Below are 20,855 nucleotides of genomic sequence, written 5' to 3'. Positions count from 1 at the left end.
TCTTAACCCTCCACCACAAGGCCCATGCTGCGGGCGCTACCAGCAATGGTGCGCACCGCGGCGTCGAGATCAGCAGCCGTCAGATCCGGCTCCTTCTGCTTCGCAACGTCTTCCAGCTGCTTGCGGGTGACCTTGCCCACCTTGTCGGTGTTCGGCTTCGGCGAACCCTTGGCCGAACCGGTGATCTTCTTCAGAAGAATCGTGGCCGGCGGGGTCTTGGTGATGAAGGTAAAGCTACGGTCGGAATAGGCCGTGATGATGCAGGGAATCGGCAGACCCGGCTCCAGCTTCTGCGTGGCGGCATTGAACGCCTTGCAGAATTCCATGATGTTCAGGCCGCGCTGACCCAGTGCAGGACCAACCGGCGGTGAGGGGTTGGCCTGACCGGCCTTGACCTGCAGCTTGATGTAACCGACAACTTTCTTTGCCATGATGATTTTCCTCGCGAGTCCAGGCGCCTTGCGGCTCCTCGCTGTTCACCGTTCCGTGGATGGAAGGAAGATCCGCCTCGTGCGGATCCGAAAACGCGGACACGCCGGGCCAAAAAGACCCCGCGTGAACCGCGCAGTATAGGGATTTATTGGGTTGTCAGCAATCCCCGTGCCAAGGTCGCCGAACGGGATGGCCGGGATAGCCCGGCCGGATCAATCAGATCAGGCCTTCTCGACCTGACCGAACTCAAGCTCCACCGGGGTCGAACGACCGAAGATCAGCACCGCAACGCGCAGGCGACTCTTCTCGTAGTTGACTTCCTCGACGACGCCATTGAAATCGTTGAACGGGCCTTCGGTGACGCGAACCATTTCGCCCGGCTCGAACAGCACCTTGGGACGGGGCTTCTCTACACCTTCACGCACTCGACTCAGAATGGCGTCCGCCTCGCTGTCCTTGATCGGCAGCGGGCGATCGGCAGTACCACCGATGAAACCCATCACCTTCGGGGTTTCCTTGATCAGATGCCAGCACTCGTCATCGATGCGCGGCGACTTGCCCTCGGTATTGGTCTCGATCTGAACCAGCACATAGCCCGGAAAGAACTTGCGATCGCTGCGACGCTTCTGGCCACCGCGCATCTCGATCACTTCCTCGGTCGGCACCAGCACTTCGCCGAACCGCTCTTCCATCTCGGCGCGCTTGATGCGCTCCTCGAGGGACCTTTTTACCTGGTTCTCAAAGCCCGAATAGGCGTGTACCACATACCAGCGCTTGCTCATGCTCACCTCAGGCTTACAGCTTCAGCAGCCAGTCGAGAATGACCGACTTCAGGATCAGGTCGATCAGACCGAGCAGCAACGACAACACGATCACCACCACGATGATGATACCGGTCGTCTTGATCGTCTCGTCGCGAGTCGGCCACACCACCTTGCGCATCTCGAACTGCGACTCGGCGATGAAATTCCGAACGCGGCGTCCCAGCGCAGTGAATGCAGCAATGGCCAGCGCCACAACCAGCGCAGCCAGCACGCCAAGCAGGCGCACCGAAGAAGGAATGCTGCCGTCGCGACCAAACCAGGAATACGCAAAAACACCGCCAGCCAGCACCAGACCCGCCAGTACCAGCTTGCCGATGTCGGCGGCGTTCGTGCCCTTGGGCTGTTCTACCTTGGTATTCATGCACTAGCGACCAAGTGCCAGCAGCATGTCACGCCTTGCGGCCGACATTGCCACCGTCACCCGTCTTGATCCTCGGGAAAGTGGCACGCCAGGAGGGACTTGAACCCCCAACCTGCGGTTTTGGAGACCGCTGCTCTGCCAATTGAGCTACTGGCGTACATGACTTGAACTTTAAACACGACGGCGAGCGGCATTTGAGTCCGCTCGCCCCGTGAAGAGTAGTTTTTTGCCATCGTCCCTGATGGCTGGATCAAAACACCGGCATCCATGCCGGACTATTCATGAGAGCGTATTACTTGATGACCTTCGCGACCACGCCGGCGCCGACGGTACGGCCACCTTCGCGAATGGCGAAACGCAGGCCTTCGTCCATCGCGATCGGGTGGATCAGGCTCACCACCATCTTCACGTTGTCGCCCGGCATCACCATCTCCACGCCTTCCGGCAACTGGCAGGCGCCGGTCACGTCGGTCGTGCGGAAGTAGAACTGCGGACGGTAGCCCTTGAAGAACGGCGTATGACGGCCACCCTCGTCCTTCGACAGCACATAGACCTCAGCCTCGAAGTCGGTATGCGGGGTGATCGTGCCCGGCTTGGCCAACACCTGGCCGCGCTCGACGTCGTCACGCTTCAGGCCGCGCAGCAGCAGACCGGCGTTGTCGCCCGCCTGGCCCTGATCCAGCAGCTTGCGGAACATTTCCACGCCGGTGACGGTGGTCTTCTGCGTGTCGCGGATGCCGACCACTTCGATTTCGTCGCCGACCTTGATGATGCCGCGCTCGATACGACCGGTCACCACGGTGCCGCGTCCGGAGATCGAGAACACGTCTTCCACCGGCATCAGGAACGGGCGGTCAATCACGCGCACCGGCTCCGGGATGTAGCTGTCCAGCGCATCGACCAGCTTGATGATCGACGGCACGCCGATCTCGCTCTGGTCGCCTTCCAGCGCCAGCTTGGCCGAACCGTGGATCATCGGGGTGTCGTCGCCCGGGAAGTCGTACTTGGAAAGCAGCTCGCGCACTTCCATCTCGACCAGCTCAAGCAGTTCGGCGTCATCGACCATGTCTGCCTTGTTCAGGTAGACCACGATGAACGGCACGCCGACCTGACGCGACAGCAGGATGTGCTCGCGGGTCTGCGGCATCGGGCCGTCAGCGGCCGAGCACACCAGGATCGCGCCGTCCATCTGCGCCGCACCGGTGATCATGTTCTTCACATAGTCAGCATGGCCCGGGCAGTCGACGTGCGCGTAGTGGCGCTTCGGCGACTCGTATTCCACGTGAGCGGTCGAGATCGTGATGCCGCGCGCCTTCTCTTCCGGCGCCGCGTCGATCGAGCTGTAGTCCTTGAACTCGCCACCGAAACGTTCTGCACCGACCTTCGTCAGCGCTGCCGTCAGCGTCGTCTTGCCGTGATCCACGTGACCAATCGTGCCGACGTTGACGTGCGGCTTGGTGCGTTCGAATTTACCCTTTGCCATGCGCGCTACACCCCGATGGAGTCAATCAATTGAGGAAAACTGCCCTTTCGGGACTGGCCAGACCGGCCTTGTAATGGTGCTCATAACAGGAATCGAACCTGTGACCTCTTCCTTACCAAGGAAGTGCTCTACCGACTGAGCTACATGAGCTTAACTTTAGCCATCTTCCATGATGGCAAAGACAAACCGACATCCTGTCGGACTATTTGTAAAAACGTCGATCTAGACAGCAACTGCGTTGATCAACAGCACCTGACACTTGCAGCGCAATGGAGCGGAAGACGGGAATCGAACCCGTGTAATCAGTTTGGAAAACTGATGTTCTACCATTGAACTACTCCCGCCCGGCGCGGAACTCTTGCTGGTGGAGGGAGGTGGATTCGAACCACCGAAGGCGTAAGCCAGCAGATTTACAGTCTGCCCCCGTTGGCCGCTTGGGTATCCCTCCAACAAAGAACGCGTATTGTGTGGATCGGACCCCGAACTGTCAACACCTGCAGGCATCATTTTTGCCTGCAGGTACGATTTTTTCGCCGCTGCGTTCAGTCCTGCGCGGTTGGCTGGAGGCAGACCAGTTGCTCCATGTCCTTGGACGCTTCGAGCAATCGCTTCGCCTGTTCCTGCAATCGCCGTTCGCCGTCATCACGCGGCTCCCAATGTGGCACCGGAGTGGGCTTGCCATCGGGGCTGTCCAGCGCTACGAAGACCATCACGCAACTGGTTGCCAGGCGCTGCTCATCCTTGCGCAGGTCGCTGGCCAGCACATCCACCGCGAGATGCATGCTCGATCGACCGGTATGGATCAGCCGCGCGCGAACCGTGACCAAGTCACCGATGAGGATTGGCGCCACAAACTGGATGCCACTGACCGATACGGTGACGCAGTAGGCGCCACTCCAGGCCACCGCGCAGGCATAGCCCGCCTGATCGATCCATTTCATGGCCATGCCGCCATGTACCTTGCCGCCGAAATTCACATCAGTCGGCTGGGCAAGAAAACGGAAGGTGACTTCGTGTTGCTTTCCAGGCATGACAGAGTCGTCCCGCTGGTGGGTTGGTGAAGCACGGATTATGCACGACCGGAGACCTTGCCCGTCGCCGACCAGACCGCGACGACCCACCCCGCAGACCGCATCTGACTTCCGAAATAACACAAATAAGAGTGAGCCCTTATTTGTGTCGAATGGAACGACTCAGACGTTGAACAGGAAGTGCAGCACGTCGCCGTCCTTGACGATGTATTCCTTGCCTTCCTTGCGCAACCGACCTGCCGCTGCCGCGCCTGATTCGCCCTTGTACTGGATGAAGTCGTCGTAGCCGATCGTCTCGGCACGAATGAAGCCGCGCTCGAAATCGGTGTGGATCACGCCGGCGGCCTGCGGTGCACTGGAGCCGCGACGCAGCTGCCAGGCGCGCACTTCCTTCACCCCGGCGGTGAAATAGGTTTGCAGGTCGAGCAGCTTGTAACCGGCGCGGATCACCCGGTTCAGGCCTGGCTCGTCCAGGCCCATGTCCTTGAGAAATTCATCGCGGTCGGCGTCATCAAGCTGCGCCATCTCTTCTTCGATGGAGGCACACACCGGCACCACTTCGGCGCCTTCGGTAAGCGCGCGCTCGCGCACGGCGTCCAGCAACGGGTTGTTCTCGAAGCCATCATCGGCGACGTTGGCGATGTACATCAGCGGCTTCAAGGTGAGCAGGAACAGATCACGCACCAGCGCCTTCTCTTCCTCGTCCAGTCCCAGACTGCGCGCCGAACGACCGTCATTGAGGCCGGTGGACAGCTTCTGCAGCACCGGTTTGCGCGCCAGCGCTTCCTTGTCGTTCGCCTTGGCCGCACGCTCGGCGCGGTTCAGCGCCTTGTCAACCGATTCCAGGTCGGCCAGGGCCAGCTCGGTATCAATGGTCTCGATGTCGGCAATCGGATCGACCTTGCCGGCGACATGGATCACGTCGCCCTCGAAGCAGCGCACCACGTGGGCGATCGCATCGACTTCGCGGATATGCGCCAGAAACTTGTTACCCAGCCCTTCGCCCTTCGACGCACCGGCCACGAGCCCGGCGATGTCGACGAATTCAACGGCCGTTGGAATCACCTTCTGCGGGTTGACGATGGCCGCCAGCGCGTTGAGGCGAAGATCCGGCACCGGTACGACGCCGACATTCGGCTCGATCGTGCAGAACGGGAAATTCGCCGCGGCGATCCCCGCCTTGGTCAGCGCATTGAACAGGGTGGACTTGCCGACATTGGGCAGACCGACGATGCCGCATTTGATGCCCATGGTGGAACTCCGGGGGAAAGCTTGGGGAACGGGGAACGGGGAACGGGGAACGGGGAACGGGGAACGGGGAACGGGGAACAAGAACCAGGAATACGACGAGGAGTCAACGCGCCTTGTCCGTCCCCTGTTCCCCGCTCTCCGTTCCCGCTGTTGTATGTAATTGCTGCATTGCCTTGTCGAACTGACCATTCACCGCCAGCGGCAGCACGTCCAGCGCGCGCCCGATGCCGTCGATAATCGCATTCTCGTCATGGGCCGACGGACGACCCAGCACCCAGGGCGTGACCTGGTCACGATGACCAGGGTGACCGATGCCCACACGCAACCGATGAAATTTGCCATGACCCAGATGGCCCATGATGTCGCGCAAGCCGTTCTGACCGCCGTGGCCACCGTCGAATTTCAATCGCACGGTGCCGGCTGGCAGGTCCAGATCGTCATGCGCCACCAGACATTCGTCCGGCTCGATTTTGTAATAGCGCAGCGCCGAAACCAAGGCGATGCCACTTTTGTTCATGAAGGTGGCCGGCTTCAACAGCCAGACCGGTTCGCCAGCGACGCGCACACGACAGCTTTCGCCATGCAGCTTGCCATCGAAAGTGAAGCGCTCGCCCTGATCACCGGCGAGGGTGTCAACAAGCCAGAACCCGGCGTTGTGCCGGGTTCGGAGGTATTCGGCACCGGGATTGCCCAGCCCGACAATGAGTCGCAACCCAGCCATGAGCGACCAGCCACATGATCCCGCGCCCTCGCAGGCGCGGGATCACACGACTTACTTCTTGTCGCCAGCCGGCTTGGCTGCAGCCTTGGCAGGCTTGGCAGCAGCGGCCTTGTTGGCCTCGGCTTCGGCCACGGCAGCAGCGTCTTCCGCCGCATCCGCAGCACTTTCCTTGACCACGTTGACCGTGACCACGGCAGCATCATGGGCATCGCCCAGCAGCAGCGCCGGCAGCTCCACGTTCGCCGGCAGCTTCAGCTGCGACAGGTGAATGATGTCGCCGGCTTCCAGCGTGCCCAGATCCAGCTCGATGAACTCGGGCAGATCCTTCGGCAGGCAGCTGACTTCCACCTCGGTCAGGTTGTGCGAGATCACCACACCGGAGGTCTTGCCGGCAGTCGACTTCTCCTGGTTCAGGAAGTGCAGCGGCACGTTCGCACGCAGCTTCGCGTTCTCGTCGATGCGCAGGAAATCCATGTGCATCATCAGCTGCTTGAACGGGTGCTTCTGCCAGTCACGCACCAGCACCTTCTGCACCTTGCCCTCGACGTTCAGGTCGAGCACCGAAGAGAAGAACCACTCGTTCTTGGCGGCGAGCAGGATGGTGTTGTGTTCGATCTGGATGCTTTCCGGCGGCTGATCGCCACCATAGACAACTGCCGGCACGAAAGCGGCATGACGCAGGCGGCGGCTCGCACCTTTCCCCTCGTCTTTGCGGCTCTGCGCCTTGATTTCATGAGTCTTGGCCATTTCGTTACTACCTTGGTTTTTGAAGAACCGCTTCGCAGCGGTTTCGTGACTTTTCCGCGACCAGAAAAGCCGTTGGTACCGGGCGGCCAGGCCGCCACGGCGAAATCAATCAATCCACGTACAGCGAACTCACCGACTCGCCAAAGGCGATGCGGCGAATGGTTTCTGCCAGCAGCTCGGCGACCGAGAGCTGTCGAATCTTGGCGCAGGCCTTGGCATCCGGACGCAACGGCAAGGTATTGGTCACCACCAACTGGTCGAGCTGGGAGTTTTCGATATTGCCGATCGCCGCACCCGACAACACCGGGTGCACGCAGTAAGCGACGACCTTGCGCGCGCCGCGCTCTTTCAGCGCAGCTGCGGCAGCGCACAAGGTACCGGCGGTGTCGACGATGTCATCCACCATCACGCAGGTTTTGCCTTGCACGTCACCGATGATGTTCATCACGGTTGACACATTCGCACGCGGACGGCGCTTGTCGATGATCGCCAGGTCCGCGTCGTCCAGCCGCTTGGCGATGGCACGGGCACGCACCACGCCACCAACGTCCGGGCTGACCACGATCAGGTCTTCCATGCTGTAGTTGCGCCAGATGTCGGCCAGCAACACCGGCGAGGCATACACGTTGTCGACCGGAATGTCGAAGAAGCCCTGAATCTGGTCGGCATGCAGATCCACCGTCAGCACCCGGTCCACACCCGCGGCGCCAATCATCCGGGCAGCCAGCTTGGCAGTGATCGGCACTCGCGCCGAACGGGGCCGGCGATCCTGCCGGGCATAACCGAAGTACGGGATCACCGCGGTGACACTGGCTGCCGACGCGCGCTTCAGCGCATCGGTCAGTGCCAGCAGCTCGAACAGGTTGACCGCGCTGGGCGCGCCCGTCGGCTGGATCACGAACACTTCCTGCTTGCGAACGTTTTCCTCGATCTCGATCTGCACTTCGCCGTCGCTGAAGGTGCCAACCAGCGCCTTGCCCAGCGGCACACTCAGGCGATGGGCGACATCTTCAGCCAGGGGACGATGTGCGTTTCCGGTAAACAGCAGCATCGGTGCGGACGTGTCCACGGTATTACCTCGAAACTCGGCCTTTACGGCCGGCCATCATGAAATGGCTGGGGCGGCAGGATTCGAACCTGCGTATGCGGGAATCAAAATCCCGTGCCTTAACCAGCTTGGCGACGCCCCAGTATTTGTTTGTTCTGTCTGTACCAGCTCTTGTACGTAACGCCTCTCAACTCTGCACTGCCGCTGCGCCAACATGTCGTCGCAGCGACTCCAGCAAGGGCGACTCGTCGACACCACTGGCGACATGCGCCGTAAATGCCGCCGGACACTGCCTTGCCAGCGCCTGCGCCCGCTCCAGCGAACGCAGCTCCAGGAACACGCAACCGCCGCTGCCGGAAAGTCGCGAGGAACCAAAACTACCCAGCCAGTCCAGCGCCGCAGCCACCCGCGGGTGCCGCGTGCGCGCCACCGGCGCGAAGGCGTTTTCAGTCGTTTCGCCTGAAGCAAAGGATGAAATTGTCGCCCGCGGCGCATTTCGTGTCAATTCAGGCGCTTGAAACAGGGCTGCCGTAGGCACCGCTTCACGTGGGTCCAGCACCACATAGTGGCGCGGCGGCAGGGCCAGCGGGGTCAATTGCTCGCCGACTCCCTCCGCCCAGGCTGAGCGTCCACGCACAAACACTGGCACATCGGCGCCCAGTTGGCGCCCCAGCTCGGCCAGCGCGTCTTCATTCAGCCCCGCACTCCACAAATGGTTCAATGCGACCAGCACGGTCGCCGCATCCGAACTGCCGCCACCCAGGCCACCGCCCATCGGAATGCGCTTGTCCACTTTGATGTCGACGCCCAGCCCGGTTGATGCGTGCTCCTGCAGCAGGCGCGCCGCACGAACAACCAGGTCAGCCGACTCCGGCACACCGGGAATATCCCGCACGCGCCGAATCTCGCCATCCTCGCGCACCCGCAGACGCACTTCGTCACCCCAGTCGAGCAGGCGGAATACGGTTTGCAACTCATGATAGCCATCGGCACGCCGCCCGATGATGCGCAGAAAAAGATTCAACTTCGCCGGCGCTGGCCACAGCGTCCACGCACCGCGCTCCGGCGGCGCTAGCTGGCGGCTCATGAACACCCGCAAGCTGTCGGGAAAGCCATTTTCGCGGTCACGCTGGCGCGCCAGTGCAAACGTCGGGTCGCTCTTGTCGACTACGACGAAGCCGTGTTTTGAATAGAACGGTGCATTCCAGCGCACATCTGCCAGCGTACCCAGATCGATTCGCCGGTAGCCTGCCGCACGCGCCCAATCGCAGGCGTGTTCCAGCAAGGCCGCACCGATACCGCGCTGCCCGTGCTCGGGCAGTACATCGATCTCGGCAATGCCAATCACGCCGGATTCCAGTTCTACATCCAGCCAGACAAAACCCACCGGCTCCGCTGAGTCGCCCTGCGCAACCCACACCAACCCACGAGTGATCGCCTGCAGCAACAGTTCCGGTGGAATCGACAACTCCGCATAGCTGGCCCAGGCCGGATGCCCGCGAAACAACTGCACGGCCTTGCGCTCGATCGCGCACAAGGCCTCAACCTGACCGGGTTCGGCGCGCTGGATGGGGAAGGACATGCTTGCGTTCCAGAGTTCGCGAATCGGCCGTGGCCGTCAGGGGCGCAAAGCCTAACCCAAGCGGGGCGGCTTACTGAAACTGCCAGGATTCAATTGACAGCTTCACCTTGTACGGCGGCATCGCCGCAAACACCTTGGTCGGTAATGGGGGCTGGCGGGTTTCATCCCACTGCCGATAATCGACCGCCCAGCCATCCTGCTGCAGCAGCGAAGGCAAATGGTTTTCGCCAAAACTCAACTCGGCCGGACCGCTGTCCGCGCGCATGCCAAGCACCCAGGCGCGCAGGTCGCGCAGCGGCACTTCCCAGCCCAGCGCCTTGCGCATCAGCGCCTCGGCGTCCGGCCCACGCAGCGGCCCGTGCTCCACGCCTTCCAGCACCGCGCCCTCGGGACCGCCAGTGAGACGAAAGTTCATTCCGCTGATGGCCGGTCCGCGCAAGGTGAACTCATAATGCTCACCATTCTGGCTCCAGCTGAAGCTGCCGCTGCCACCGTCCTTGCCATTGGAAATCCCCAAGCGTCCCTGCAACGACCAGTGACGGGTCTGCGCAAGCAATTGCTCGCGCGCAAGCTGGGCCTTGAACAGACCGGCATCACCCTTCACCCGTACCGCCTGCGGCGGCACGCAGGCCGCAAGCAGGAGCAGCGGCAGGCTGACCAGAACGCACTGCCAGCGCCTCATGGATGCAGCCGCTTCAGCGCTTGCTGCAGATTGCCGTTGTGCGGATCCAGCTTGCGCACTTCGTCGAAGACCTGCTGCGCATCCTGCTTGTGACCTTGCTGCCACAGCACTTCACCCAGATGCACGCCAACGTCCGCATCCTTGCGCGCCAGCCACGCGCCACGCAGTGTCTGCACGGCCTGATCGAGATGACCCAGCCGATATTGCAGCCAGCCCCAGGAGTCGGCGATTGCCGGATCATCGGGCTTGGCCGCACGTGCGCTGCTGATCAGACGCTCCGCTTCGGGCAGGTCACGGTTCGCATCCGCCAGCGTGTAACCGAGCGCATTGCTTGCATCAATATCGCCCGGCTTGATTTTCAGCAAGCGTTCGAAATCCTGCACCGCCTGATCAATCTGACCACCTTCGGCATAAGCCAGCCCACGGCCATACAACAGGCCCGGATCATCCGGCACCACCTGCAATGCGCGGCTGAAAGCAGCTTCCGCCTTGGCGTAATTCAACTCGTTGAGATACAGCTCGGCATCGGCCTGCCACGCCTGGCGCAACTGCGTGGGATGGTCGAGATAAGCCAACTGCAACTGCTCCAGCAAGGCATGGGCATCACTGCGCTTGCCCTGCCCGTGCAGGATCAATGCACTGCGCAAGTCGGCATCGAAGGCATGCTCGTCTTCATCGCCCACCTGGTCGTACCAGGCCAAGGCCTCGGCCGGGCGCTTCTGCATTTCTGCCAACTGGCCGAGCAGGTAGGCGCTGTGCTCACGCACATCAGCGGGCGCTTTCTGCAACTGGCGATACAACGTGGCCAACGCCTTGTCGTCATGCAGGTGCGCGGCCATGCCGGCGCGCATCGCGTACACGTCAGCGTTTTGCGGCCCCTTTTCCAGCAGCTTGCTGGCGCCGGCATAGTCGCCGGACTGGCCGAGCACACCGGCGTAAGCCAGACGCAGCTGGATGTTGTTCGGCTCCCGGGTCAGCGCCTTCTGCAGCAACACGGCGGCGCCCGCACGGTCACCGTCCTTGAACTTCAGTTGCGCGGTCCACGCGTAGGTCTCGGCGGTCTTGAACCGCTGCATCGCCGCTTCGGCAATTTGCACGGCATAGGCGTGGCGGCCCAGTCGATCACCCAGTTCGCTCATCGCCAGCCACGCCTGGGCATCGGCTGGCAATCGTTGCGGCGTAGCCAGGGTTTCCAGCAGGCCGGCAGCCTGGGCCTGATCACGTGCGCCCACCAGCACCCGACCAAACTGGCGCCATGCGTCGTGCTCATCACTGCCAAGCAGCAGTTCCAGTTGGCGTCGTGCCTCGGCGGTGTCGCCCACATCCAGCGCCAGTTGCGCGCGCGCCTGAGCCATCGCCGCTGGCTTGGCGCCCAACGCCTGCCAGCGTTGCAACGCGGCCTGAGCGGTGGCGTCGTCATGCACGGCAATCGCCAGTCCGGCCGCCCGCTCCGCCACGTGCGGGTCGTTGCTCAAGGCCATGGCCTTGGCGTAATGCCTGGCCGCCGCCTTGAGGTCGGTACGGGTCAACGCCATTTCGCCGGCGAGCAGTTGCGCCAGCACGTCGTGGTCGGCGTCCGGCGTAGCCACCACCAGCCGCGCCAACGGCTGCGCCGGCGTGATCGCCTTCGGTGTGGTCCGTACCGGCGCCACCGCACAGGCCGCCAGACCAAGCGCCATTGCCGCCACTGCCGTAAAATGCCGCACTTGCTTGAACTTGCCGGGCCCGCTGCGCACACTACTCTCCATCCACATGCCTGTTTTGACCTTGCCAGTCACCACTTCGCGGCGTTGCGCCAAGCTTAGCCTACGCCGCCAGATTGCCGCCGCCGAGAACTCCCGACCACCATGCCGCTGATCGCCCTCGGGCTCAATCACCTCACCGCGCCAGTCAGCTTGCGCGAACTGGTGGCGTTCGACGCGGACGCCGCGGGCCATGCCCTGCGCGCGCTGGTCAACGAGCCCGGCGTGGAAGAAGCGATGATCCTGTCCACTTGCAACCGTACCGAGTTGTACGTCGGTACGGTGGCCGGTGCCGAGGACATTCCGCGGGCGTGGCTGAATCGTCATCACCATCTGACCCCCGGCAAGCTGGATGAGTTCCTGTATCGACACGACGAAGATGACGCCGTGCGCCACATGTTCCGCGTCGCCACCGGGCTCGATTCGATGGTGCTGGGCGAACCGCAGATCCTCGGTCAGGTGAAGGATGCCTACCAGATGGCGCGCGGCGCGCAGTCGCTGAAGGCACCGATGGACCGCCTGCTGCAGCAAACCTTCGCGGTCGCCAAGCGGGTGCGCACGGATACCCGCATCGGCGCGCACACGGTGTCGGTGGCATTCACCGCCGTACGCCTGGCCGAACAGGTCTTCACCGACCTGAAGCAGGCCTGCGTATTGCTGATCGGCGCCGGCGACACCATCGAACTGGCCGCGCGGCACCTGGCTGAAAAACAGGCGCGCAGGATCATCGTGGCAAACCGCACACCGGAAACCGCGCAGGAACTGGCTGGCCGTTACGGCGGCTACGCGATCGCGCTGGCCGACCTGCCGCAACATCTGGCCGAGGCGGACATCGTGATTTCCTCCACCGCTGCGCGGCAGCCAATCGTCACCCGCGCCATGGTCGAACAGGCAATGATCACGCGCCGACGCAAGCCCATGTTCATGGTCGATATCGCCGTGCCGCGGGATATCGAAGACAGCGTGAGTGAAGTGCCGGACGTCTATTTGTACGGCATCGACGACCTGCGCCAGGTGATCGACGACAATCTACGCTCGCGCGCCGCCGCGGCGGAAGACGCCGAAGCGATCATCGACCTGCAGGTCGATCGTTACATGGCCTGGCGCCGCGCGCTGACCGTGCACAACCCGGCGCTGGACATGCGTCAGCATGCCGAGGTGTATCGCGACGAAGTATTGATCAAGGCCCGCGCCATGCTGGCCCACGGCAAGTCGCCCGACGAGGCCTTGGCATTCCTCGCCAACACGCTGACCAACAAGTTGCTGCACCACCCCAGCGCACGTCTGCGCGAGGCGGCGTTGAACGGCGATCTCGACCTGCTGCACGCGGCGGGACGGCTGTATGGTCTGGATGAAAAAATGAGTGGAGAGGAGTGAGAAAATAGAGCAAGCACCGCCCCTGCCCTCACTCTTTTCTCACTCCTCTCCACTCACTCCTCGCCCATGACTCCCTCCATCCGACGAAAACTCGAAGCACTCGCCGAGCGCCATCAGGAAGTCAGCCTGCTGTTGTCGCAACCCGAGGTGCTGGCCGACAACAACCGTTTTCGCGAGCTTTCCCAGGAATACGCCCAGCTCGAACCGGTCGCCACATCGCTGCGCGAGCACGCTGCTGCCGAACGCGATCTGGCCGAAACCCGGGTCATGCTGGACGATCCCGAACTGCGCGAAATGGCCGTCGACGATGCGCAACGACTGGAACAACGGCTGCGGGATCTGGACAGCGAGCTACAGGTCTTGCTGTTGCCGAAAGATCCGCGTGATCAGGCGAACCTTTACCTGGAAGTACGCGCCGGCAGCGGCGGCGATGAGGCGGCGATCTTTGCCGGCGACCTGTTCCGCATGTACCTGCGCTACGCCGAAAGTCGCCGCTGGCATGTGGAGATTCTCAACGAACACGCCGGCGAACACGGCGGCTACCGCGAGATCGTGGCGCGCGTGGAAGGCGCCGGTGCCTACTCGCAACTGAAATTCGAATCCGGCACTCACTGCGTGAAACGGGTGCCGGTCACCGAGTCACAAGGCCGCGTACATACCTCCACCGCGACGGTAGCGGTGCTGCCCGAGCAGGACGAGATCGACGACATCACGATCAACCCCGCCGACCTGAAAACCGACACCTTCCGCGCCTCAGGCGCCGGCGGCCAGCACGTCAACAAAACCGATTCGGCCATCCGCATCACCCACCTGCCCACCGGCACCGTAGTCGAGTGTCAGGAAGAACGCAGCCAGCACAAGAATCGCGCTCGCGCGATGAGCCTGCTGAAGGCGCGTCTGCTCGACGCCGAGCGCAGCAAGCAGACCGCCGAACAAGCCGAGTCGCGCCGGCTGCAAGTGGGCACCGGTGACCGCAGCCAGCGCATTCGCACCTACCGCTACAAGGACAACCTGATCACCGACCATCGGATCGGCCTGAACCTGTACAGCCTCAGCGAGATCATGCAAGGCAGCCTGGCTGAACTGATCGACACGCTGACCCGCGAACACCAGGCCGATCAACTGCAGGCACTCAGCGGCGGCTGACGCCCGAAAACATCAGCTGATCTGGAAACCGTGCAACGGCCGTTCCGGCAAATCCTCACGACTGAATGCCTCGACCGCCGCCATCGGTGGCCCTCTTCGCAACCAGCGCTCCAGCGCGTCGAGCGCAGCCTCCGACCCACTGCCCAGCACTTCGACGCTGCCATCGGCTCTATTCTTCGCGTATCCGCAAACGCCGAGCGCCAGCGCCTGCTCACGCGTGCTGGCGCGATAGAACACGCCTTGCACTTTTCCGCTGACCATGAACTTCGCAGTGGGCATCACGGCAGCCTCGTCATTTCTGGTGGTTACCGAATGTCACTTCGCGCCGATCATGTCGGCCAGTGACGCTTCGGTCACCGGACCGACGATGTGTTTGGCGACCTTGCCATCGGGACTGATCAAATAAGTCGTCGGCAGGCCCCGCGGTTCGTCGAAATCCTTTGGCGGGTTCTCCATGCTGACCTGGGCGATCGGATACACCACCGGATGCTTGACCAGGAAGTCCTTGATATCGGCGGCTTCGCTGTCGTCATAGGCCAGGCCGATGCCCACCACATTCTTGTGGCTGGCGACAAAGCGCGAAATGTCCGGCATCTCCTTGATGCACGGCACGCACCAGGTCGCCCAGTAATTCACGATCACCCACTTGCCGCGTTGCGCCGACAGATCGAACGTCTTGCCATCCAGCGTGGTGACGTGCAGCGAGGGTTGCTCCGGCATGGCCGCCTGGGCCGAAACGCCGAAGGCGAACGTCAGGCCAATCACCGCCGAGCGGAAGAAGGGGGAGCGCAGCAAGGTCATGCGGGAAGTTCCTCGGTGTCAGCCGCCGTGTCGACGGCCGGGGGATAGATTTCGTTGAGTTTGGCACCCAACTTCGTCTGCAGCTCGCCGGCCAGCTCTGCCAGCATGGCCAGCAATTCCGCCGGCAATTCGATGCCCAGTCCAGCGGCCTCTTGAACCGGCTGCAGCGGCAGGCGGTAGGCAGTATGTCGGTAAACCCGCAGCAAATCGGCACTGTCCAGGCTGCGGCTGAGCAGCCAGCCACCCGTCTCACCACGGCGGATCAAATCAGCCTGTTCCAGGTCATCGATATACGCCGAGATCAGCGCGCTGCGCAAATACGGTTCGCGCACGCGCAAGTCGGCTGGGTCGACGCACTCGCCACAACGCTGAGCCTCCACAAAATGCCGCAGCACCACCAGCAATCCGAGAAACTCGGCACCCTCGGGCAGGGTTTCCTTCGGCGCGTGGTATTCGAACGCCGAAGCCGAAGCGGCGATCGACGCGGCAAGAATCACGATCACCCACGACAGATAGATCCACAACAGGAAGATCGGGATTGCTGCCAGCACGCCGTAAATCTGTTGGTAAGTCTGCGCGTGCAGCACGAACTGGCCGAAACCCCAGCGCGCGATCTCGAACAACACCGCACCCAGCAACGCGCCGATCGCCGCATCGCGTCGTGACACCCTGCAGTTGGGTATCACCGCATACATCAGCCACAGCGTGAAGAACGTCACCACGAACGGCAGCGTGCTGAGCAAGCCCTGGGTGATCGCATCAAACTGATCGACCGCACTGTGCAGCAGCGGCGCCGCGGTCACATAGGAGGTCACCGCAATGCCACCAACCACCAGCACGGGACCCAGCGTCAACGCGGCCCAATAAAGCAGCAGACGCGAACCCCAACCGCGCGCCTGATGCACGCGCCAGATCCGGTTCAAGCGATCTTCGATGCTGATCATCATCGACAGCGCGCTGAACAGCATCACCAGGATACTGATGCCGGTGAGTTTGCTCGCGTTCGCTGCGAAACCCAGCATCGTCTTTTGCACGGCTACGCCGGTCGACGGGACAAAATTGTTGAACACGAAGTTGATCAAGGTATCGCGTGCTGGCTGGAACACCGGAAAGGCCGAGAACATCGCCAGCACCGCGACGGTCAACGGCACCAGCGATACCAGCGTCGTGTACGACAACGCGCCGGCCGTCTCGAAGCACTTGTCATCGACGAAGCGCTGCCAGATGAAACGACTGAACGTCTTGGTGCGGTCGCGATTGAAACGCCGGATCATCACTGTCCTTTCGTCAGCGGCCCGCAGCGGGCGCCAACGACAAGCCACCAACATGGTGGGTGTCGGCCGGTACACTAGCGTATTGGCCGTGAAAGCCTCAAACGCCCGAGTCGACGCCGCATGAATCACGAAGTTCTGGTCCTGTACTACAGCCGCAGCGGCCACACCGCCCAACTGGCGCGATTGATCGCCCGCGGCATCGAGGAAATCGACGGCATGCGCGCACGCCTGCGCCAGGTGCCGCCGGTTGCTCCGGTCACTGAACTTGCCCAGCCGCCCGAACCGGAGGACGGCGCACCCTACGTGCAGAAGCAGGACCTGCTCGACTGCGTGGGCCTGGCCATGGGCAGTCCGACCCGCTTCGGCAACATGGCCGCCCCGCTGAAACACTTCCTCGACAGCACCGGCGCCGAATGGGCCAGCGGTGCCCTGGTTGGCAAGCCGGCCGCGCTGTTCACCTCCACCAGCACGATGCACGGCGGTCAGGAATCCACCTTGCTGACGATGGCCCTGCCACTGCTGCACCACGGCATGCTGATCGTCGGCCTGCCCTTCACCGAAGCCTCGCTCAGCATCACCCAGACCGGCGGCACACCTTACGGCGCCAGCCATGTCGCCGGCCCCAAGGGTGAAAATTCGATCAGCGAACACGAACGCGAACTGGCCCGCGCGCTGGGCCGCCGACTCGCCGACGTGGCCCGCCGACTGGTAATCACCCCATGAGCACCGCAGCGCGCACTCCCATCCTGCCCGTCTACCGCATCGGCCTGATCGCCTGGGCCTTGCTGATCGTGTTGCAGTTCGCCTGGCACGCCTGGCTGGTACCGCCGCAGCAGATGCCAATGAGCTTGCTGCTGGGAATCACCGTCGTCCCGCTATTGCTGCCCCTGTTCGCCATCCGCGACGTGCGCCGCGCCCTGCTCTGGGTCGGCATCCTCAGTCTGTTTTACTTCTGTCACGGCGTGTCCGAGGCGTGGAGTTCGCCGACGGAGCGCTGGCTGGGGGTGGCGGAGATAGTGCTGACCGTGTTGCTGATCGGGGTGCTGGGGGCTGGGGTGAAGCGCAAATCGGACCGCGCGCATACCGTCTGATGCTTGAAGGAACGAATCCGGCTTGTTTGCCACGCCAGCGCCAGTAGCCACCCTCACCCAAACACCACCATGCTCTGCCGACTCAGCGCGACCGCTTCGCCACGCGGCCCCCACAGCATCACGCTCTGATGGGTGTAACCATCGCGAGCGGCAATGAGTTCAGCGTCGACGCGCCAGTTGTCCGTGCCGAGATCGTCATAACGATCGCGCAGCAGCTCGATCATCCAGCTGAGTGAGCTGCCAGGTGTGGGTGCGGCGAACATCGACAGGGCGATCGGCGGAATGAAGTCGGCGAAGGCCAGCACGTGGGTTTCGTCAACGGGACCTTCGTCGCGCAATGAAAGCTGCAACACGCTTTCGCGTTGCTGGCCGCCGCTGAATGGCAGGTCGCCGCGCAACCAGCGTGCGGCGAAGTGCTGGGTGAACGCTGGCATGCGGCCTTCGCTGTAGCGCAGCTCGGGCGCCGCCGCGTTTTCCACCGGCGCTTGCACAGGTTGGAAATCCAGGGCTGACGGTCTCGCGTTGCCGAACACGCCGATCAGCCGACACAATGTCTGATCGCCATCGCACAGGCTGGCCTCGACCTGGATCGCGCTGCGACCTTGGCGCAGACACTGCGCACGGATGCTCACTGTGCCAGCCGGTACCGGCGCGACGAAAGTGGTTTGCAGGCTGCGCAGCGGCATGTCTGCAGGTACCAGGTCGCGCATGGCGCGCAGGGCCAGCGCTGCCTGCAGGCCACCGAAGGCGCTGCGACCTTGCAGCCAGTCTTCGCTCACCGAAGCCCGCCAACCGTCACCGTGGCGGGTGACACTGTGCATCGCTTCGGAAAATCGCATGAGGCGCGCCTGCATCGGGGAACGACGTTCGATGATGCCAGTACCACGCGTCGAATGCCTGCGTGCCTATACTCGACACCTCGATTTCGGATGGAGCACGCCATGGCCTTCCTGCAGGATCCGCCGCAACTTTCTCACCCGTATCGCAGCGACCGTTCGCTGCTGGCGCTGCTCGATCGCGCGCTGCCCACCGAGCGGCGCGCGACGCTGGACGTCGATCTGGATGCTTTGGGTGATTACGCGCAGATCGCGTGGCAGCGCGTATGCACCACGACGCGGCGCAAGCCAGTGCTGACCCAGTGGGATGCGTGGGGGCGCCGGGTCGACCGCATCGAACTGACGCCGGCGTGGCAGGAAGGCGCATCGATGACGACTCGCCACGCGGTGCTCGCTGCCGGCCACGCCAACCATCAACACGCGCGGCTGGAGCAGTTCGCACGGGTCTACCTGTATCACCTGGCCAGTGAGTTCTACACCTGCCCGCTGGCGATGACCGATGGTGCGGCCACCGCGATCAAGGCGTCCGGCAATCAGGCGTTGATCGAACGCGCGTTGCCGCATTTCCTGAGCCGCGATGCTTCGACACTCTGGCTCAGCGGGCAGTGGATGACCGAAACCCACGGCGGCTCAGACGTGGGTAACACCGAAACCGTCGCGCGGCAGGACAGCGAGGGTCAATGGCGACTTTACGGGCGCAAGTGGTTCAGCTCGGCGGTGGTCGGTGAAGCCGCGCTCGCGCTGGCTCGTCCCGAAGGGGCAGCATCCCGTGGCACCGCCGCGCTGGCTTTGTTCTATGTCGAAACGATGGACGGCGCGCAGCGCAAGCCGCAGCTGCAGATCGACCGGCTGAAAGACAAACTCGGCACGCAGGAATTACCCACCGCAGAAATCCATCTCGACGGACTGCCCGCGTGGCCGTTGGCTGAGCTTGCCAACGGTGTGCGTCAGGTGGCGCCGATGCTCAACGTTACCCGCACTTGGAACACGATCTGTGCAGTCGCCAGCATGGCGCGCGCGATCAGTCTGGCGCGCGATTTCGCCACGCGACGGCAGGCTTTCGGCCGGCCGCTGATCGAACAGCCGCTGCACGCACACACGCTGGCCGATATGCAGGCAGAGTTCGAAGGCGCTTTCGCACTGGCCTTCGAAGTGGCGCATCTGCTCGGCCGGGTCGAACAGCAGGCCGCCGAGCCGCATGAGGCGACTGCGTTACGTCTGCTGACCCCGCTGGCCAAGTTGTGGACCGGCAAGCTGGCAGTGCAGATAAGTTCCGAAGCACTGGAATGTTTCGGCGGTGCCGGCTACATCGAGGACACCGGCCTGCCGCAACTTCTTCGCGACGCGCAGGTGTACGCGATCTGGGAAGGCACCACCAATGTGCTGTCGCTGGACACCTTGCGCGCACTGGCCGGCGACAACCTGGCAGCGCTGCGCACCACGTGCGCGGCCTGGCTGGAGCGCAACGACGATATGCATGCCGTCAGCGCGATCCGGCAAACCCTGGACGCAGCGGCACGCTGGCTCGACCAGCACGCATCCACACGCGACCAGTTGGAAGCCGGCGCACGCGGCCTCGCTTTCACGCTGGCGCGCTGTGCCGCCGCAGCGTTGCTGGCGCGACAGGCCAGCTGGTCAAGCCAGCATGCCGATCCGCGTCCCGCTGCCGCGCTCCATCGGTTCGTCGGGCGAGGACTGGATCGACTGGTCGCGCCGGATGTCGACAACACGGCTTTGCTGCTGGGATAGAGGTTACCTGGCGTAGGAGCCCGCTGGCGGGCGATGCTCTTGCCTCGGGCAAGGACACCGCATCGCCCGCCAGCGGGCTCCTAGCGGCGTCGTGGCAATCGCCAGCCAACAGGCGCCTGCCGGCACACCGATCTCAGCACGGGCTAAAATGCGCGGATTCTCTCAACGGCCATCGACATGCAGCATCTGACCATCGTCACCACCGGCGGCACGATCGACAAGATCTACTTCGACGACAAGTCCGACTACAAGATCGGTGCGCCGCAGATCGGCGAGATCCTCGGCCATCTCGGCGTCGCCTTCGACTTCGACGTGATTCCGATCCTGCGCAAGGACAGCCTGCACATGGGCGCCGACGATCGCGCCTTGGTGCGTTCGACGATCGAGGCACAACCGCACCGCCATGTGCTGGTCACTCATGGCACCGACACCATGGTCGAGACGGCACGCGAACTGGCCAACATCAAGGGCAAGGTGATCGTGCTGACCGGCGCACTGAATCCAGCGCGCTTCCAGGGTTCCGATGCGGTGTTCAATATCGGTTGCGCGGTGGCTGCCGTGCAAACGTTGCCCGATGGCGTCTACATCGCCATGAACGGTCGCGTGTGGGACCCGGCCAAGGTGCGCAAGAACCGTGACGCGAATCGCTTTGAAGAAGTGAGCGGCTGAGGCTCCGC

At 63.0% G+C, this 20,855-nt stretch carries 22 protein-coding genes and 5 tRNA genes; 6 read left to right on the top strand and 21 right to left on the bottom strand.

Features of this window, described 5'->3' with window-relative positions:
* Positions 1–2: 2 nt before the first annotated feature.
* The 17 genes from rplK to PY254_RS06850 form a co-directional block, all read right to left on the bottom strand.
* Entirely contained in the window at positions 3–431 is a 429-nt protein-coding gene (gene rplK, locus PY254_RS06930) for a 50S ribosomal protein L11 (RefSeq protein WP_281014737.1), read from the bottom strand.
* Positions 432–653: 222 nt separating this feature from the next.
* On the bottom strand, positions 654–1,214 hold the full coding sequence (nusG, locus tag PY254_RS06925; protein WP_099654282.1) for a transcription termination/antitermination protein NusG: 561 nt from the start codon (positions 1,212–1,214) through the stop codon (positions 654–656).
* Positions 1,215–1,227: 13 nt separating this feature from the next.
* Positions 1,228–1,617 carry a preprotein translocase subunit SecE gene (gene secE, locus PY254_RS06920; RefSeq protein ID WP_281014736.1) on the bottom strand — a complete coding sequence of 130 codons (390 nt, stop codon included), beginning with the start codon at positions 1,615–1,617 and terminating at the stop codon, positions 1,228–1,230.
* An 81-nt stretch (positions 1,618–1,698) separates the two neighbouring features.
* Positions 1,699–1,774 (bottom strand) — tRNA-Trp (locus tag PY254_RS06915).
* A gap of 135 nt (positions 1,775–1,909) precedes the next feature.
* Entirely contained in the window at positions 1,910–3,100 is a 1,191-nt protein-coding gene (tuf, locus tag PY254_RS06910; RefSeq protein ID WP_281014735.1) for an elongation factor Tu, read from the bottom strand.
* A 74-nt stretch (positions 3,101–3,174) separates the two neighbouring features.
* Positions 3,175–3,250, bottom strand: a tRNA-Thr gene (locus PY254_RS06905).
* 120 nt (positions 3,251–3,370) lie between these two features.
* A tRNA-Gly gene (locus PY254_RS06900) sits at positions 3,371–3,444 on the bottom strand.
* 18 nt (positions 3,445–3,462) lie between these two features.
* A tRNA-Tyr gene (locus PY254_RS06895) sits at positions 3,463–3,548 on the bottom strand.
* Between the two features lie 94 nt (positions 3,549–3,642).
* Positions 3,643–4,131 (bottom strand): acyl-CoA thioesterase, encoded by a 489-nt coding sequence (locus tag PY254_RS06890; RefSeq protein ID WP_281014734.1) that lies wholly within the window; start codon positions 4,129–4,131, stop codon positions 3,643–3,645.
* A gap of 162 nt (positions 4,132–4,293) precedes the next feature.
* Positions 4,294–5,382 carry a redox-regulated ATPase YchF gene (ychF, locus tag PY254_RS06885; RefSeq protein ID WP_281014733.1) on the bottom strand — a complete coding sequence of 363 codons (1,089 nt, stop codon included), beginning with the start codon at positions 5,380–5,382 and terminating at the stop codon, positions 4,294–4,296.
* A 103-nt stretch (positions 5,383–5,485) separates the two neighbouring features.
* The gene (gene pth, locus PY254_RS06880; RefSeq protein WP_281014732.1) at positions 5,486–6,103 is read right to left on the bottom strand and encodes an aminoacyl-tRNA hydrolase; all 618 of its coding nucleotides are present in this window, start codon (positions 6,101–6,103) and stop codon (positions 5,486–5,488) included.
* A 51-nt stretch (positions 6,104–6,154) separates the two neighbouring features.
* Entirely contained in the window at positions 6,155–6,850 is a 696-nt protein-coding gene (locus tag PY254_RS06875; protein ID WP_281014731.1) for a 50S ribosomal protein L25/general stress protein Ctc, read from the bottom strand.
* A gap of 109 nt (positions 6,851–6,959) precedes the next feature.
* Positions 6,960–7,901: a ribose-phosphate diphosphokinase gene (locus tag PY254_RS06870; RefSeq protein ID WP_281015176.1), complete on the bottom strand. Its 942-nt coding sequence runs from the start codon at positions 7,899–7,901 to the stop codon at positions 6,960–6,962.
* Between the two features lie 62 nt (positions 7,902–7,963).
* Positions 7,964–8,040: transfer RNA gene (locus PY254_RS06865), tRNA-Gln, on the bottom strand.
* A 45-nt stretch (positions 8,041–8,085) separates the two neighbouring features.
* Positions 8,086–9,480, bottom strand: coding sequence for a 4-(cytidine 5'-diphospho)-2-C-methyl-D-erythritol kinase (ispE, locus tag PY254_RS06860; protein WP_281014730.1), 1,395 nt, complete (start codon positions 9,478–9,480; stop codon positions 8,086–8,088).
* A 70-nt stretch (positions 9,481–9,550) separates the two neighbouring features.
* Positions 9,551–10,162: a lipoprotein insertase outer membrane protein LolB gene (gene lolB, locus PY254_RS06855; RefSeq protein ID WP_281014729.1), complete on the bottom strand. Its 612-nt coding sequence runs from the start codon at positions 10,160–10,162 to the stop codon at positions 9,551–9,553.
* Positions 10,159–11,841 carry a tetratricopeptide repeat protein gene (locus PY254_RS06850; protein ID WP_281015175.1) on the bottom strand — a complete coding sequence of 561 codons (1,683 nt, stop codon included), beginning with the start codon at positions 11,839–11,841 and terminating at the stop codon, positions 10,159–10,161. Before PY254_RS06850 ends, lolB begins: the two co-directional genes overlap by 4 nt.
* A gap of 168 nt (positions 11,842–12,009) precedes the next feature.
* Between PY254_RS06850 and hemA the strand changes: the two genes are divergently transcribed.
* On the top strand, positions 12,010–13,281 hold the full coding sequence (hemA, locus tag PY254_RS06845; protein ID WP_281014728.1) for a glutamyl-tRNA reductase: 1,272 nt from the start codon (positions 12,010–12,012) through the stop codon (positions 13,279–13,281).
* A 66-nt stretch (positions 13,282–13,347) separates the two neighbouring features.
* Positions 13,348–14,427 carry a peptide chain release factor 1 gene (prfA, locus tag PY254_RS06840; RefSeq protein WP_281014727.1) on the top strand — a complete coding sequence of 360 codons (1,080 nt, stop codon included), beginning with the start codon at positions 13,348–13,350 and terminating at the stop codon, positions 14,425–14,427.
* A 12-nt stretch (positions 14,428–14,439) separates the two neighbouring features.
* Here prfA and PY254_RS06835 read toward each other — a convergent pair whose 3' ends face one another.
* Genes PY254_RS06835 through PY254_RS06825 form a run of 3 tightly spaced genes read right to left on the bottom strand, consistent with a single transcriptional unit; the run spans position 14,440 to position 16,502 of the window.
* On the bottom strand, positions 14,440–14,706 hold the full coding sequence (locus PY254_RS06835; protein WP_281014726.1) for an acylphosphatase: 267 nt from the start codon (positions 14,704–14,706) through the stop codon (positions 14,440–14,442).
* A gap of 36 nt (positions 14,707–14,742) precedes the next feature.
* Entirely contained in the window at positions 14,743–15,228 is a 486-nt protein-coding gene (locus PY254_RS06830) for a TlpA family protein disulfide reductase (protein WP_281014725.1), read from the bottom strand.
* Positions 15,225–16,502, bottom strand: coding sequence for a YihY family inner membrane protein (locus PY254_RS06825; protein ID WP_281014724.1), 1,278 nt, complete (start codon positions 16,500–16,502; stop codon positions 15,225–15,227). The genes PY254_RS06830 and PY254_RS06825 overlap by 4 nt, the downstream gene beginning before the upstream one ends.
* 120 nt (positions 16,503–16,622) lie before the next feature.
* Here PY254_RS06825 and wrbA point away from each other — a divergent pair, with 120 nt between their 5' ends.
* Together wrbA and PY254_RS06815 are read left to right on the top strand one after the other, a co-directional pair.
* A complete protein-coding gene (gene wrbA / locus PY254_RS06820; RefSeq protein WP_281014723.1) occupies positions 16,623–17,225 on the top strand; it encodes an NAD(P)H:quinone oxidoreductase in 603 nt (200 codons plus the stop codon).
* Complete coding sequence (locus PY254_RS06815; RefSeq protein WP_281014722.1) at positions 17,222–17,593, top strand: DUF2069 domain-containing protein; 372 nt, start codon at positions 17,222–17,224, stop codon at positions 17,591–17,593. Before wrbA ends, PY254_RS06815 begins: the two co-directional genes overlap by 4 nt.
* A 53-nt stretch (positions 17,594–17,646) precedes the next feature.
* On the opposite strand, the gene PY254_RS06810 is transcribed toward PY254_RS06815, so the two are convergent.
* Entirely contained in the window at positions 17,647–18,432 is a 786-nt protein-coding gene (locus PY254_RS06810; protein ID WP_281014721.1) for an acyl-CoA thioesterase, read from the bottom strand.
* Between the two features lie 102 nt (positions 18,433–18,534).
* Here PY254_RS06810 and PY254_RS06805 point away from each other — a divergent pair, with 102 nt between their 5' ends.
* Together PY254_RS06805 and PY254_RS06800 are read left to right on the top strand one after the other, a co-directional pair.
* On the top strand, positions 18,535–20,178 hold the full coding sequence (locus PY254_RS06805) for an acyl-CoA dehydrogenase family protein (protein ID WP_281014720.1): 1,644 nt from the start codon (positions 18,535–18,537) through the stop codon (positions 20,176–20,178).
* 177 nt (positions 20,179–20,355) lie between these two features.
* Positions 20,356–20,847 carry an asparaginase domain-containing protein gene (locus PY254_RS06800; protein ID WP_281014719.1) on the top strand — a complete coding sequence of 164 codons (492 nt, stop codon included), beginning with the start codon at positions 20,356–20,358 and terminating at the stop codon, positions 20,845–20,847.
* Positions 20,848–20,855: the final 8 nt, after the last annotated feature.

The sequence above is a fragment of the Rhodanobacter sp. AS-Z3 genome (genome assembly GCF_029224025.1).
Lineage (GTDB): Bacteria > Pseudomonadota > Gammaproteobacteria > Xanthomonadales > Rhodanobacteraceae > Rhodanobacter.
This window is presented reverse-complemented; position numbering and strand designations above follow the sequence as displayed.